The organism is Paraburkholderia pallida (assembly GCF_004524855.1).
Taxonomy (GTDB): Bacteria; Pseudomonadota; Gammaproteobacteria; order Burkholderiales; family Burkholderiaceae; genus Paraburkholderia; species Paraburkholderia oxyphila.
Map to the genome: position 1 here is coordinate 936,364 of NZ_CP038149.1, position 15,777 is coordinate 952,140.

Here is a 15,777-nt window from a genome sequence, read left to right on the forward strand (position 1 = left end):
ATTGCCTCCAGTTCAAGAGGTTGCTTTTGGTTGCCATTGCACTCGTAGTCTATTTCGCCATTACCGTCCCGTTAGCGGCAATACTGCTTCTTCCGGGCGTGCGCGCGGTGTTTTTCGACGTCATATCCAATTTGCATAGCTTCGTTACGCAACGTATATCGGCAAGCGCCACGCAAGCGCGTAAAGGTATTTCAAGATCGGCAAAATATTCCCAATCAAGCATGACGGGTATGCAAAATTTGCTGATTAAACGGCGCTTGCTGATTTTGTCGACGACAGGTATTCTTGCGACGCCGCCGTTGATTGCCATTGCGCTTCGCGGCCACCAGTTATTCCAATACGATGACACGCTTCGGGCGCCCGATGAAAAAATCTCGGCGTTGCTCAATGGCGAGCAGCTCGTCCCGCCGCCGCCATTGCCGCCCGATGTGTTCGCCACGCAGGAGGTCGAACAGCTTCGCCCCGCGCTGGTGGACGCGAGCCGCGACTGGAATCTGCTCGATCCGGATTTCCGTACGCGTCTATTGCTCGTTTATAAAATCATGCACGAGCAATACGGTTATCAAATGGCGTTGCTGGAAGGTTATCGGAGCCCCGACCGGCAGGACCGGCTGGCGAAAATGGGGGGCAGCGTGACCAATGCCGCGGCGTTTCAGAGCTACCACCAATACGGACTCGCGGCGGATAACGCGTTTTTACGAGACGGCAAGCTCGTCATTTCAGAAAAAGATCCTTGGGCCATGCGCGGCTATCAGTTATATGGGCAGGTGGCCGAACAGGTCGGGCTAACGTGGGGTGGCCGGTGGAAATTGATGGATCTCGGGCACGTCGAATATCACAAGCCCGGTTTCGTGCTCGGGCGCAGAGCTGCGGCTCTTCAAAAAGTCCAATAATCCGCGCCGACATGGTTTCGCAATCAGACGCCTATAAGCTCGAGCGGCCCGCCGTGGCCGCCGTAGCTCACGCTACGCACCATCAGAACAGCACTCAAAGCACCAGGACCTGACCGGCTTATGCAACGCATCCTCAACGTGTTGACCCACAGGCGCACGCTTTCCATCATCACCTTGATCGCGGTGGCCACGGGGCTGTTCGCTCTCGTCGAAGCGGGGCAAATCGCGCTCATGTGGGCCGTGCTCGCACTCGGCGTGCTGCTCGCGCTATCGCTGCTCGTCTGGTTCGTGCGCCGCAAGCGCGTGCGCCGCGGCAACAACAAGCTCGGCGAGATGCTCGAACAGCAGGCTCAGGTCGAGAGCAGCAGCACCGCTGCCGCGAGCGGCTCGCAGGTCGAGCTCGACGCGCTGCGCACGCGCCTCGTGGAAACGGTCAAGACCATCAAGACCTCGAAGATCGGCCAGCTCTCGGGCGGCTCGGCGCTCTACGAGCTGCCGTGGTACATCGTCATCGGCAATCCGGCGGCGGGCAAGAGCAGCGCCGTGCTCAACTCGGGGCTGCAATTTCCTTTCGCCGACAAAAAAGACGCCATCGTGCACGGCATTGGCGGCACGCGTAATTGCGACTGGTTCTTCACGACCGAAGGCATTCTGCTCGACACGGCGGGCCGCTATTCGGTGCACGAGGAAGACCGCGGCGAATGGCTCGGCTTTCTGGGGCTGCTCAAGCGCTTCCGGCCCAAGGCGCCCATCAACGGCATCATCGTGACTGCGAGCATTGCCGAGCTCACGGGCAACCGCCCCGAGTTCGCGATCAATCTCGCGAAGAACCTGCGCCAGCGCGTGCAGGAACTCACCGAAAAGCTCGAAGTGTTCGCACCGGTCTACGTGATGTTCACGAAGGTCGACCTCATTACGGGCTTCACCGAATTTTTCAGCGGCAGCGACCGCAACGAATACGACCGCGTCTGGGGCGCCACCCTGCCCTACGAACCGGACGAGAAGCGCGACATCGTCGCGCTGTTCGACGAGCGCTTCGAAGAGCTCTACGACGGCCTCAAGGAAATCAGCATCGCGCAGATGTCGATCAGCCGCGGCAACGCGCTCACGCCGGGGCAACTGAGCTTCCCGCTCGAGTTTTCCACCATCAAGCCTTCGCTGCGCGCGTTCCTCGCCACGCTGTTCGAGAACAATCCGTTCCAGTACAAGCCCATTTTCCGCGGCTTTTACTTTACGAGCGCCTTGCAGGAAGGCGAAACCAACAGCGCCGCCGCGCAGCGCATCGCCAACCGCTTCTCGCTCTCGACCGACAGCCTGCCCAAGCCGCAAGCGGCGTTCTCGAAGAACGGCTTCTTCCTGAAAGACCTGTTCTCCAAGGTGATTTTCGCCGACAAGCAAACGGTCCGCCAATTCGCGAGTCCCGCGAAAACGCGCCTGCGCTACGCCACGTTCTTCGGCGTGGTGGCCGCGCTCGCGCTCGCGCTCGGCGGCTGGACGTGGTCGGCGATCAACAACCAGCAGCTCGTGGCGAACGTGCAGGCCGACCTCGACAACGTGGAAAAGCTGCAGCAGAACCGCAACGACCTGCAGTCGCGCCTGCAGGCCATGGACATCCTCGAGGACCGCATCGAGCAGCTCGAGCAGTTCCGCCGCGACAGGCCGCTCGCGGTGTCGCTGGGCCTCTATCAGGGCGACCGCGTCGAGCAGCACTTGCTTCAGGAGTATTACAACGGCGTGCGCCAGATCATGCTCACGCCGGTCTCGCAGAATGTCGAAGCGTTCCTCAAGGAAGTCGACGCGCATCCGGACCAGCTCGCGCCCATGACGCGCACGCCCGATTCGGGCGCGGTGCCGGTGTCCGCGCACGCGGCCATGGCGAGCCCGAGCCAGGGCGGCCTCTATAGCGACGCGTCGCCCACCAGCGTCGAGGATGCGTACAACGCGCTCAAGACCTACCTGATGCTCTCGGACAAGCGTCACGTGGAAACCGCCCACCTCACCGACCAGATCGCCCGCTTCTGGCGCGGCTGGCTGGAGACCAATCGCGGCAACATGCCTCGCGACGAGATGATCAAGAGCGCCGAGCGCATGATCACGTTCTACCTCTCGCGCGTGTCCGACGACGACTGGCCGATGATCGACGCGAACCTCGCGGTGGTCGACCAGACGCGCGAAGACCTGCGCCACGTGGTGCGCGGCATGCCGGCACGCCAGCGCGTCTATGAGGAAATCAAGGCGCGCGCCTCCACGCGTTTTGCGCCGATGACGGTCGCGCGCATCGTCGGCGACGGCAATGGCTCGCTCGTGGCGGGCAGCTACGCGATTCCGGGCACCTTCACGCGCGAAGCATGGTTCCAGTACGTGCAGCCCGCGATCCGCGACGCCGCCACAAAGGAACTGCAGGCGAAGGACTGGGTGCTCAACACCTCGGCCAGCGACGACCTCACGCTCGAGGGCAGCCCCGAGCAAATCCAGAAGACCCTGGTGGGCATGTACAAGGCCGAGTACGCGCAGCACTGGCAGAAGTTCATGCAGGGCATCGCCGTGCAGGATTTCGGCAGCTTCGGCCAGGCCGTCGACGCGATGAACCGCCTCGGCGACCCGCACGATTCGCCGATCCGCAAGATCCTCGAAACCGCGTACGACCAGACTTCGTGGGATAACCCGTCGCTCGTCAACGCCACGTTCAAGCAGGCGCAAAGCGGCATCACGGGCTGGTTCAAGAACCTGTTCTCGCGCGCAACGAGCGGCCCGATCCAGGCAAACATCGACATCAACGGCAATCCGGTCGAGATGCCGATGGGCCCGGTCGGCCAGGCGTTCGCGGGGCTCGGGCGCATCGTCGTCACGCACGACAACGGCTCGCTGCTGAAGGGCTATATGGACTCGCTCTCGAAGGTGCGTACGCGCTTCAACACCATCAAGAACCAGGGCGATCCGGGACCGGGCGCGCGCCAGCTGATGCAGCAGACGCTCGACGGCAACGGCTCGGAACTATCCGATTCGCTGAAGTTCGTCGACGAGCAGATGCTCACCGGCCTCACCGACGACCAGCGCAAGGCGCTGCGCCCGCTGCTCGTGCGCCCACTCATGCAGGCCTATGCGGTGGTGATCCAGCCGGCCAGCGCGGAAGTGAACAAGGTGTGGAACGCCCAGGTGTACCAGCCCTTCCAGGCGTCGCTCGCGAACAAGTATCCGTTCTCGAGCACGGCGAAGATCGAGGCGGGCTCGAGTGAAATCGCCCAGACCTTCGGCCCGGACGGCGCGATCTCGAAGTTCGTGAGCACCACGCTCGGGCCCCTCGCAGTGCGCCGCGGCGACACGCTCACCGCGCGCACGTGGGGCGACATGGGCCTCGCGCTCACGCCCGACTTCACCAACGGCTTCGCCCGCTGGGTGGCGCCGCTCGCGGGCGGCGCGGCCGGTGCGAACGGGGGCACGAGCGAACCGCAGACCGTGTTCCAGATCCTGCCGCAGCCTTCGAGTGGCACGACCGAATACACGATTGCGATCGACGGCCAGCAGCTGCGCTACCGCAACACGCCGCCGCAGTGGACCAACTTCGTGTGGCCGAATCCGGCGGGCGCGCCGGGCGCGACGCTCTCCGCGACCACTTTCGACGGCCGCACGATCCAGCTCGTCAACGAGCCGGGCCGCTACGGTCTCGAGAAACTGATCAACTCGGCGCAGCGCAGCCGCCGTCCGGACGGCACCTTCGACCTCACGTGGACCCAGGGCAGCGTGTCGGTTTCGGTGAGCATGCGCATCATCAGCACCTCGCAGCCCACGGCTTCGAGCGGCAACGCTCCGCAACAGCAGGGGCTGAGTGGCGTGCAGCTGCCGTCTTCCGTCGCGAACATGGGCCCGACGTCGGGGAGTCCCGACTCACCCAACACGCCCGCCGTGCCGAACGCAGCGCCCGCAGCGGGCAACGCGCAGAACAACACCGCCCCCGTCAACGCGCCCGCCGGCGCGGTGACGACGGCCAATGCCACGGGCGCCAACAACAACGCGGGAGACGCGCAATGACGCAAACCGTACAGGCGCAAATCGCCTACTTCGGCAAGATCCCGTCGCGCGGCGACTTCGTGAAGAGCGCGCACAATCCGCAGCTCCTGCAAACGCTCGACCGCTGGATTGCCGAAGCGATGGACATGCTCACCGATGATCCGCGCTGGAAGATCGTCTACGAAGAAGCGCAGCCGATGCATTTCGCGTTTCTCGGCTCGCAGAGCAAGCTCGCGATCGCGGGGCATATGGTGGCGAGCCGCGATCAGTCGTCACGCCGCTTTCCGTTTCTCGCGGCCACCGCGCTCGAAGTCGAGCAGCCGCTCGCGTTTCTCGCGCGCAGCCCGCTCGCGCTCGCGCGCCTATGGTCGCGCGTCTCCGCGCAGATGCAGCCGCTCCTGGGCCCGAGCGAGCCCGCCGGTGCACTACAGGCGCTCGGCGAGACATTCGTGCCGGTGGACGTAGGCGGCGCCGGCAATCCGCACGACGGCACCTTCGCCGACTTCATCGAGCATCAAACACTCTCAGGGCTCGAGCAGATGCTGCTCGCAAGCGGCCATCCGGTGCGCTTGCGCGGCGCGATGCTCGCGCTCGGCTCGCTGCTGCGCCCCGTGATGACGAGCGGCGCGGCGCATCTCGAGCGGGGCCTTACGCTGCCGCTGCCGACCGACCCGTTCTACCGCAGCCTCGTGGCGGCGTTCTGGCTCGAGCTGATCGCGCCGTTCGTCTCGAAGGCCGACTTCGAACTGGCGATTTTCATGGGCACCATTGCGCAGCGCGAGCGGCTCATCATCGGCTTCAACGGCGCCTCGGCGAAGACCTTGCATAGCGTGGTCGATCCGCAAACCTACTCGGCCCATAACATCGATATCGACGATCCCGAGTGGGTCGACGAACATGCACAGAACGACCATGGCATCAGCAAACTCGTCAGCTACCTCGATCAGCCGCAACTGTCACTGCGCGTCTCGATCGACACGTTCCGCGAGGCGTTCATCGGGGAGCCGGTCAATGGCCGCCGTGCTTGAGCTGCCGAAGCGCAGCGCCCTCGCCGCCGCGGCGGCGCTGACGTTGGGTGCATTGCTCGGTGCATTCGGCATGTTCAGCGTCCCCGCGTTTGCCGACGATGCCAGCCCCGCGCGCGTCACGCCCGTGGATACGAGCGGCGGACAGATCCGCACCACGGAGCTGCCCGGCACGGCATCCGCTGCTGGCCAGGTCAGCCAGGCCGGCACGGGCAATGCCTCGGCCTCGGCTTCTGGCACGCGCGGCACCGTGAGCTCGACGCCCGCTCCGGCGAACACGGCGCCGGGCCAGGTCGTGGTGGGCGGCAAGGTGCCTGACGAAGCCACGCACGCGGCCGTGCTGCAGCGTCTGCGCGACACCTATGGAGCGGCGAACGTGGTCGATCAGATCGAAGTGGGTGACGTGGCCACGCCACCCAACTGGTCCGCGAACGTGCAGAAGCTGATTAATCCAGGGCTGAAGCAGATTCGCAAAGGACAGCTGAAGATTGATGGCACGCAGATCGACGTGCGGGGGGAAGTGGGCAATGAAGCCCAGCGGCAGCAGATCGCGAGCGATATGGCCAATGCGCTCAATCCCACCTATACCATTCGCAATGGGTTGCGCGTGAGCGCGTCAGAGCAAGGGTTGCTTGATCAGACGCTCGCGAATCGCACGATTGAATTCGAAACGGGTAGCGCGACGCTCGCGCCGGAGGGCCGCGCGATTCTTGATCAGATGGCGGCCGTGCTGGTGAAAATGAATACGCGGACGGTGGAGATCATCGGTCATACCGATAACTCGGGTAATCGTGCGTCGAATATCGCGTTGAGTCAGGCGCGTGCGGATGCCGTGAAGGGATATCTTGTTGGTAAGGGGATCTCGCCGCAGCAGCTCACGACGGATGGTGTCGGGCCTGATCAGCCCGTGGCGTCGAATGATACCGCTGACGGGCGTGCGAGGAATCGCCGCATTGAGTTTCGGGCGGGCCTCTAACGCATCGCAGTGCGATTGCTTGATTTTTGCTGGCGCGATTTCGGGTTTTTCGCGGTAACTTGTTTACGAGGTAACTTGTTTTCGCGGCGGGCCGCAGGCGTTGCCCCTGTGCGGGGCGGCACCTACTTTTCTTTGCAGCCGCAAAGAAAAGTAGGCAAAAGAAAGCGGCTCAAACCGCCAGTGTGACGCCATCCCCCACTGCCCTGTATATCGGAGCGGCTCCGGGGCGTCTGCCATCACTCGCCCCGTACCGGAGTGACTAAGGGCTCATCCATCCGGCGGCGCTGCGCGCGCCGTGGGGCATAACCAAAACCAGTGGGATTCACGCGTATTCGTAGGACTCCAGCGTATTCGATCGGCGCTCGCCCACGCATTCGCCAGCCAGCACGCCCGTGTATTCACTAGTCAGCACCCCAACACATTTACCGGTCAGAACCCGGCGCATTTACCGGCCAGCACCTTCGCGCACTTATCGGGTGGCACCCCCACGCATTCGCCGGCCAGCCCGCCTGGTTTTCCTTGCAGACCCTTCCGCCCGCGCGTAGCGCGCGGCGGGAAGAATGAGCCCCTTGTCACTAAGGCGGAGTGTGCGAGGTGACGGATGCCCCGGAGCCACTCCGACGGACAGGGCAGTGGTGGATGGCGTCACACTAGCGGTGTGAGCCGCTTTCTTTTGCCTACTTTTCTTTGCGGCTGCAAAGAAAAGTAGGTGCCGCCCCGCACAGGGGCAACGCTTGCGGCCCGCCGCGAATACAAGAAACCGCGCAAGGCCGAAAAACCCAAAAAATTCCAGCCATTAAAAAATGGCAGTCATTCACTCTTCACACCCAACATCTCTCGAATATGCGAGAGCGTGCCATCGTCCTTGACGACCGTCGCCAGCCACTCATGCAGGGGCATGCCGGCCCACTCGGCCGCCTTATCTGCAAGATAAGCCACAGGACTATGCGGCTCGGTAGCGCGAAAATAGTCAGCCACGGCGCGCAGCTGCGCCACCGCCTCCCCACGGCTCTGAAAGCCGCCATTCACACGACCATGAACTCGATTCGGAGTCTGCACGGATTCCTCATAGGGCAAAGACGTCTTGAAGCTCGGTTCCGCGCGATCGGGCACAGAAGCCGCATCGCCTTGGACTCCTTGCGAATCATGCTGACCATGCGCCGCTTGCTGCGCTTTAGCCGCCGCGTCCGGATCGACACCCACATCACGAGCAAATCGCGCCACCAGGCCATAGACAGTCTCAAACGCATCCCGCGTCTGCCGAAAGCTCGGCGCGGCGTCGCCAGCACGACGCTCCAGCTCGTCATCGAGCGCCGCAAGCGCCCCTTCAAAAGCCTTGAATTGCGCGACTAGTGCCTCATAAAAGGCCGGCGCAGTAGCCCGCCGCGAGGCATCGATCTGCTCGACAGAAGGCTTCCCACGCGCAATGTCAGCCGCATTCTCGGGATCGCGCTTGATAGCCTGCGCGACGTGCTGTGCGACCTCCCAATCAAGCGCGCTAAACGGCGTGCCCGACTGCGTCAGCGGCACAGCGCGCAACAGCTCAGCCGATCGCCCCGCAAGCCACGCGACATTACCGAGTCGCGACTCCACATCGTCGCCCTCGGGCAACGGATGCAAATGATCCCAGAAGCGCTCCACGAGCCCCGTGAGAATCGCATAGCCTTGCGTGAGGCCGGGCATGCCGTCCTGAATCGCCAGCGCCTCGGTGAGCCACACGGCCACGCGCAAATCCTTCGTCTGCGTACCGAGCAGCGCCGTGCAGCGTTCGGCCACGAAGGCCCAGTCCGCTTCCTTGATTTCCGTGACCCACTCGCCCTGATCGAGCGAGGGATCGTCAAAGCGGCGCGCGTGCGCGATGGCGTCGAAATCCGCGGAAAACAGCAGATCCTCGCCGCACGGCGAGCTTTCGTCGATGGGCGCAAAGAGCGCGGTGGTATCGGTGGACATGGCAGTCGGCATGGTCAATTCACGGTGTATTCGAACTCGCCGGCATCATTCGCGCGCACCGCCACGCTCGCGAGCGCGGTGCCCTGCGCGATGCGTTCGAGCACCTGCTGCGCAAGCTCCGGCAGCAGCGTGCCGTTCAGAATATGGTCGACGTTGCGCGCGCCCGAGTCCACTTCGGTGCAACGGGCCAGCACGGCTTCCACGAGCGAGTCGTCCCACTCGAAGGCAGCGCTGTGGTTCGACTCGATGCGCCGGCGGATGCGTTCGAGCTTGAGTTCGATGATCTCCACGAGCACGTCGTCGGAGATCGGATAGTACGGAATGACCTTCATGCGCCCGAGGAAGGCAGGCTTGAAAGTCTTGTAAAGTTGCGGGCGCAACAGCTCGGCAAGTGCGTCGGCGTCCGGCAGTTCTTCGGCGGCCTTGTTCAGGCATGCCTGCATCACCGCCGCCGAGCCCACGTTCGAGGTCAGGATGATCAACGTGTTGCGGAAATCGATCGCGCGCCCTTCGGCGTCGTCCATCGTGCCCTTGTCGAAGATCTGGAAGAACATTTCCAGCACGTCGGGGTGGGCCTTTTCGACTTCGTCGAGCAGCACGACCGAATACGGGTTGCGGCGCACCGCCTCGGTCAGCACGCCGCCTTCGCCGTAGCCCACGTAGCCCGGCGGCGAGCCCTTCAGGCCCGAGACGCTATGCGCCTCCTGATACTCGCTCATGTTGATGGTCACGAGCTTGCGTTCGCCGCCATAAAGGATATCGGCGAGCGCGAGCGCCGTTTCGGTCTTGCCCACGCCCGAGGGGCCTACGAACATGAATACGCCGCGCGGTTTGTTCGGGTCCTCGAGATTCGCGTTCGCCGTGCGCACGCGCTGTGCGATGGCCTCGAGCGCATGGTCCTGGCCGATCACGCGCTCGCCGAGCAGCGGGTTCAGGTTGAGCACCGTCTTGATCTCGTCCTTCACCATGCGGCCCAGCGGAATGCCGGTCCACGACGCGACTACTTCGGCCACCACGTGCGCGTCCACGTGCAGCGGCACCATCGGGCCGTCGCCCTGCAGCGCATGCAGTTGCTCGATGAGCGCGGGCAGCGCCGCGCGCGCGACTTCGGCGTCGCGGGCAAGTTTGGCCGCATTGTCCGTCGCGCCCGCTTCGCGCGTTTCGCGCGTCGCGTCGATACGGCCGCGCAGCGCCGCGATCTGCGCGACAAGCTCGCGCTCGCTGGCGTAGCGTACTTCGTCTTCGGCAACGGCGGCCGCGGCTTCGTCGCGTTGCGCGCGCAATTCGGCAAGGCGTTCGTCGTGCGCGGCGCCGTTGGCCGCTTCGCGTTCGAGCGCCGCGATCTCGGCCTCGATGCGCTCGATGCGGCGCTTGCCGTCGTCGATCGCGCCAGGCGTCGAGCTATGCGCGAGCGCGACCTTCGCGCACGCGGTGTCGAGCACGCTCACCGCCTTGTCGGGCAGCTGGCGCGCGCTGATATAGCGATGCGAGAGGCGCACGGCTTCGGTGATCGCCTCGTCGAGAATGCGCACATTGAAGTGGCGCTCCATGAGCCCCGTCATGCCGCGCAGCATGGCCGCCGCAAGCGCTTCACCGGGCTCCTCGATCTTCACCACCTGGAAGCGCCGCGCGAGCGCGGCATCCTTCTCGAAGTACTTCTTGTACTCACTCCAGGTCGTGGCCGCGATTGTGCGCAGCTCGCCGCGCGCGAGCGCCGGCTTGAGCAGGTTGGCGGCGTCGTTCTGGCCCGCCTGGCCGCCCGCGCCGATGATCGTATGCGCCTCGTCGATGAACAGCACGATGGGCTGCGGGCTCTTCTTCACCTCGTCGATCACGCTTTTCAGGCGGTTCTCGAACTCGCCCTTCACGCTCGCGCCCGCCTGCAGCAGGCCCATGTCGAGCACGCGCAGCGCGACGTTGCGCAATGGCTCGGGCACGTCGCCCTCGGCGATGCGCAGCGCGAGGCCCTCCACCACCGCCGTCTTGCCGACGCCCGGCTCGCCCGTGAGGATCGGGTTGTTCTGGCGGCGCCGCATCAGGATGTCGATGGTCTGGCGGATCTCGCCTTCACGGCCGATCACCGGGTCCACGTGGCCTTCTCGCGCGCGCTGCGTGAGATCGGTCGTATAGGTGTCGAGCGCGGGCGTCTTCGAGGGGCCGGCGCTTGCGCCCGGCTCCGCCGCGCCTTCACCGGAGGCACCAGCGTGTTGCGCCGCGTTGCGTTCGGCGTCGCGCGGCACGCCTTCCACGGAGCCTTCGGTCAGTTTGTCGAAGCGGTGCTTGAGCTCGGCCACCGGCACCTCGGCGAGACGCGCCGACATGCGTTGCGCAAACTGCGCGAGATCGGGCGCGCCCAGCAGCGCGAGCAGCAGATGGCCCGAGCGGATGCGGCCGATCTGCGTGTCGAGCGAAGCGATCAGCCACGCCTGCTCGAACAGCGCGATGAGATGCGGCGAGAACACCGGCGTGCGCGTGTTGCCCGTCTTGAAGTGCTGCAATTCGCGCTCGAGATCGGCGCGCACCGCATGCGGATCGACGCGCGAGGCGCGCAGCGCGCACACGAGATCGGACGCCGGCTCTTCGAGCAGCGCGAGAAACAGGTGCTCGAGATCGACTTCGTAATGTCCGCGCGACAGGCACGAGCTGGCCGCCCGTTCGGCCGCGAGGCGGCTGGTCGTATTGAGCTTCGTAATCAGGGTCTTGAGAGGCGTGCTCATGTCGTGAAGTCGGTCTGGGCGAAATTCGAGTCAGTCGTCAGTGGGTGGCATGCAATTCGTAGTGTGCGTCGCTACGGTCGCTATCGGCTTCGTGCGTGCAGAGGAAGGCGTCCCAGCCCAGCCGCGAGCCGGTGCCGAGCTGGATCGCCCCCACCTCCGCGCGGCGCAGCACGAGCCGCACCTCGTATTCGAGGGTCGCGCGCCCGAGCAGCGTGAGCATGCGCTCGAGCGCCAGCGCGCGCTCGCCGCCAGGCAGGAATGCTTCGTAGTCCTCTTTCGAAAGCGGCCCGATCACGAGGCGCGCACGCATGTCGCGCTGCCAGACGCGCTCCCCCGCGAGCGCGGTCGCGCCCAGCGCGACGTTGCGCTTGCCGAGCATCGAAAGCTGCTCGGGCGGCACGTCGTACCACTTGCCGACGAATTGCTCGACGCGCACGGGCACGTTGAAATAGTCGGAGAGCGTGTTCTGCAGATACGCCGCCGAAACGGGCCGATGGCGCGCGGCAATGGCGTGGCCGGCAATGGCTTCGTCGAAGAGCGCGCCGGGCCCGCCGTGCAGGCTGCCGCGCGAGTCGTCGTCGGCCACGCCCGCGAGCGCGAGCAGCAATGGCAAATAGCGCTCGTCGCGGTCGAGCTCGTAGTGAAACGGCAGGCGGTACTTCTTCCACGCGGCGTAAAAGAGCGCCGTCGCGCGGTTGGAAAAGACGTCGAAAAACTCGCGCGCTGCGCGGTCGCGCTTGATCTGCTCGCGCGCGATGAGCTGCTCCGTATAGTGCAGCGGCAGCGCGCCCTGCGCGCCCAGCAGGCCGAAGAACGCGGGCGTGATGGCCACCTCGCCCAGCTTGCCTTCGTCGATCGCCGCGGTGCGCGCGGCTTTTTCCGCGAGCGGCTGGCCGGCTTCGTCGTACGGCACGGCCCGCTCGATCTCGCTGGGCGGGAAGCCGAGCGAGAGCGTGTTGCGAAACGTCACGCGCTGCGCGAGCACGTCGCGCTGGCGCTCCTGCGCCTTGTCGACGAACCAGCGTTCGAGCAGGCGCACCGCCTGGAAAAATTCGAAGCGGTGCGGCTCGTCGAGCAGGCGCTCGATTACACCAGGATCGATTCGCCGCTGCGGGGCTTGCATCGCAGGATCTCCTCGCCGGTGAGTTCCGAAATCACCACCAGTTCGATAAAGCTGTTGATATGGACGTACAGACCGAAGAACACGTCGAGCACGCGCGCGAACGTGCCGAGGCTCGTGCCGACGAAGTGGTCTTCGTCCACGGTCACGCGAATCTCCACGCCGCGCACGAAAGTGGCGAACGGCTTGCCGGGCAACCATTGCACGGCCGCGCGCTGCTCCACGTTCACGATGCCGTCGATATGCCGCGACGAGACCGCCGAGCGGCGCATGTCGTAGAGCGTGAGCATTTCCTTGAGCGTCGACGCGCCGCCGCTCGTGAGCGAGACGTGGCTGAGCGACAGATGCGAGATCAGGCGCCAGTGCGCGGCCTGGCGGCGCTCGAAGCGCACGCACGGCGTGGGACGCGCGAGCAGCGTGATCGGGTTCGTGAGCGAACCGCCCTCGTGAAACAGGTCGCCGCCTTCGAGCCCTACCGCGAGCCCCGCGGGCAGATCGCGGTTCGTGCAAGTGAGCTCGAGGCTCAGCGTATCGGTCTGCTCAGCCGAGGGGTCGAAGTCGATGTCGACAATCGATATTTCGGTTTCGTAGCCGGGGCTGTTTTGCGCGACCCATTCGTCGCGGCGCGCAAACCAGTAATGGCCCGCGCGCGCGGACTCGCCGTGGCGCAGCGAATAAAATGGCCGGAATTCCACAATCGATTCTTCATTGGCCCGCTGCTGGACGAGCTTCACGGAATCGATCGAATAGACCTCGTAGGCGAACGCGCGGCGCGCATCGGCAATCACCGGATACGCGATAGCCTGATGGCTCAGGCGGATCGGCTCGCCGGGCTGCTTGAAGAGATTCACGACCGGCGTGCAGAACAGCCGCAGATGATGGGCCCCGAGCGTGTCGAGCAGGCGCGCCTCGTGCGAGTCGCCGCGCACTTCCTTGAGCACGATATGCAGCGTGAGCCGCTGGCAGCGGCCCGTGGCGGCGCTCATGGCCGCGAGGTCGAAATCGACGAAATCGAATTTGGCCGGAAACGCGAAGTATTCGGTGAGCAGACGGTAGGCCGGATGCGATCTCGCGGGAAAGTCGATGAGCGCATCGTCATCGGCGAAGCCCGCCTGCGCAAACGGCAGTTCGTGCAGCGCCTTCCAGCGCCCGTTGCGCTCGGGTTCGACCCATGCGCCAAGCGCATTCACGAACAGACAGTCGCCGAGCGCCGCAATGAACGATTGCTCGCCGTGCAGGTAGGCGCGCAACTGCGGCAATTTCAGCGCGGCCAGATCCAGTTGCGCGGAGATCGATTCGAACGTGATCGAAATCACACCGGTGGCGTCCGCCGGCAGCACGACCGAGCTCGGCACCATCGCCACGGGCAGGTAGCGCGCCTCGGCGATGCGCACGGGCGCGAGCGTGACGTCATAGGCCGTGCGAAAGCGGCACTGCACGCCGCGCAAGGGGCGCGACCGGAGCTGCGTGCCGCGCTCGATCACCGCGGGCGCGCTGAGACTGGCGAACGATGCGCTCGTGCCGAGCTGCGCGATCGAGCACGAGGGAAACGGCCGCAGATAGTGCGGATAGAGGACTTCGAGCAGTGCCTCGGTGAATTCCGGGTAGTCGTCGTCGAGGCGCTTATTGATGCGCGCACCCAACAACGCGAACGACTGGATCATGCGTTCGACGTGCGGGTCCTCGCAGTGCTCGCCCGTCATCGCAAGCCGCGCTGCGATCTTCGGGTAGCGCTGGGCGAATTCGCCCGAGTAGCGTCGCAGGAACGACAGCTCGCGCTCGTAATACGGCAACAACTCTTCCATCGCGGCTCGCGCTCCCCAAAATCCTGCGTCACGCCCCGCCAGTCCATGCCGCGTGGCCACGCGGCACCGGGCGGTGCTTCCTTATATCTTCGCGCGTGCGCGCGTCACCGAATACTGCAACGTGGAAGGCTGCAGCATCGCGTCGAAGTTTACCGGCTCTTCGGCCGGATGGACCACCAGTAACGCCTGAATAACGAAGTTCAGCACGCTGGTCGAGCGGGAATTCAGCTCGAGCGTCACGCTAACTCCCTGCAGGCGCGGCTCGTGCCGCGTAATAGCCTGCTGGATCGAATTGCAGATGAACGTGCGGTCGGTGTGGCTCACCAGACTGCGCCCGGCGAAGTCGTTCAGGCCATAAGTCAGCAAAGACTTCTGGCACTGCGGCAGCTGCGCGAGCATCTCCTCCGAAAACGCGATGCGCGTATTCAGGATCGACTCGAGATCGCGTGCGACGGTCGCCTTGAGCTCTTCCAGCGACAATTGCCGCATGGCGGCGGGTGCCGGCACATGCGGTTCGTCGTCGAACAGCTTGTCGAAGAAACTGGGTTCGAAGCGCTTCATCAAACCAGAATGGCAATGCCCGGGCGGCGCGCACGGCGCGCATCGCCCGGGCTAATCAGACATCGAGTCGAAACGTCAGACCGCGTAAGTCTTGTCGTTCTTCGTCAGGCTCCATGCGCCCTGGGCGTTACCGCCCTGGTTGCCGCCGATCTTCTGCTGCGTGTACTTCCACTGCACGGCAGCGTACTTGAGCGAGAACTCTTCGCTCGGCAGGCCCTCGCCGACGACCGACGGCGTGACGCTCGAAATGATCACGTACTTGAGCTTGATCTCGAGGTACTTGATGCGGTTGCCCTCGCCGTCCGAGCGCATGAAATCGATCGTGACTTCGTCGAACGTCGTGCCGCCCGAAGCGTGCTGATACAGCAGCGGGCTGACGACGTCGATGTCCTTCGTGAAGCGCATGTCGGCGTGCTCGCAGCGCCCTGCCGTATGGCCGCCCGCCGTCGACGCCGTGGCCGAGCGCGGCTGCAGGATCGAGTGGTTCCACGAGTCGATCTCGACCCAGTTCGCGTGGTCCTTGTCCTGCGACTCGCCCTTGATCGCCGGATTGCCGAACTTTAGATAGATGTCCTTCATAACGTATCGCTCCCCATAGAGGTGGTTTGTACGACGGCGGCAGACGTGCTGCCGGTCCGCCTGTTGTACCGCAGTCTCTGGCGCCTGACCCCGCTAACGCGTGGGCCAGGCGCCCGATGCTTCATGCTGCCCGCACAGCCGGA

10 protein-coding genes are annotated in these 15,777 nt (G+C 64.7%); 4 read left to right on the top strand and 6 right to left on the bottom strand.

Going from position 1 to position 15,777, the window contains the following annotated elements; all coding sequences use genetic code 11:
• Positions 1-26 precede the first annotated feature (26 nt).
• The 4 genes from E1956_RS19460 (at position 27) to E1956_RS19475 (ending at position 6,902) form a co-directional block, all read left to right on the top strand.
• A complete protein-coding gene (locus E1956_RS19460) occupies positions 27-893 on the top strand; it encodes a M15 family metallopeptidase (RefSeq protein WP_134752061.1) in 867 nt (288 codons plus the stop codon).
• 120 nt (positions 894-1,013) lie between these two features.
• Positions 1,014-4,922: a type VI secretion system membrane subunit TssM gene (gene tssM / locus E1956_RS19465; RefSeq protein ID WP_134752064.1), complete on the top strand. Its 3,909-nt coding sequence runs from the start codon at positions 1,014-1,016 to the stop codon at positions 4,920-4,922.
• Positions 4,919-5,929, top strand: a complete 1,011-nt coding sequence (tagF, locus tag E1956_RS19470; protein WP_028219717.1) for a type VI secretion system-associated protein TagF — start codon at positions 4,919-4,921, stop codon at positions 5,927-5,929. The genes tssM and tagF overlap by 4 nt, the downstream gene beginning before the upstream one ends.
• On the top strand, positions 5,913-6,902 hold the full coding sequence (locus E1956_RS19475; RefSeq protein ID WP_418789293.1) for an OmpA family protein: 990 nt from the start codon (positions 5,913-5,915) through the stop codon (positions 6,900-6,902). Before tagF ends, E1956_RS19475 begins: the two co-directional genes overlap by 17 nt.
• An 810-nt stretch (positions 6,903-7,712) precedes the next feature.
• Here E1956_RS19475 and tssA read toward each other — a convergent pair.
• The 6 genes from tssA to E1956_RS19505 all read right to left on the bottom strand — a co-directional run bounded on the left by tssA (position 7,713) and on the right by E1956_RS19505 (position 15,634).
• Positions 7,713-8,852 carry a type VI secretion system protein TssA gene (gene tssA, locus E1956_RS19480; protein ID WP_134752066.1) on the bottom strand — a complete coding sequence of 380 codons (1,140 nt, stop codon included), beginning with the start codon at positions 8,850-8,852 and terminating at the stop codon, positions 7,713-7,715.
• A 14-nt stretch (positions 8,853-8,866) separates the two neighbouring features.
• Positions 8,867-11,569: a type VI secretion system ATPase TssH gene (tssH, locus tag E1956_RS19485; RefSeq protein WP_134752068.1), complete on the bottom strand. Its 2,703-nt coding sequence runs from the start codon at positions 11,567-11,569 to the stop codon at positions 8,867-8,869.
• Positions 11,570-11,606: 37 nt separating this feature from the next.
• Positions 11,607-12,692 carry a type VI secretion system baseplate subunit TssG gene (tssG, locus tag E1956_RS19490; RefSeq protein WP_134752070.1) on the bottom strand — a complete coding sequence of 362 codons (1,086 nt, stop codon included), beginning with the start codon at positions 12,690-12,692 and terminating at the stop codon, positions 11,607-11,609.
• Complete coding sequence (tssF, locus tag E1956_RS19495; RefSeq protein ID WP_134752072.1) at positions 12,656-14,494, bottom strand: type VI secretion system baseplate subunit TssF; 1,839 nt, start codon at positions 14,492-14,494, stop codon at positions 12,656-12,658. Before tssF ends, tssG begins: the two co-directional genes overlap by 37 nt.
• A gap of 81 nt (positions 14,495-14,575) precedes the next feature.
• Positions 14,576-15,055 (bottom strand): type VI secretion system baseplate subunit TssE, encoded by a 480-nt coding sequence (gene tssE / locus E1956_RS19500; RefSeq protein ID WP_134752074.1) that lies wholly within the window; start codon positions 15,053-15,055, stop codon positions 14,576-14,578.
• A gap of 75 nt (positions 15,056-15,130) precedes the next feature.
• The gene (locus E1956_RS19505) at positions 15,131-15,634 is read right to left on the bottom strand and encodes an Hcp family type VI secretion system effector (RefSeq protein ID WP_028220896.1); all 504 of its coding nucleotides are present in this window, start codon (positions 15,632-15,634) and stop codon (positions 15,131-15,133) included.
• Positions 15,635-15,777: the final 143 nt, after the last annotated feature.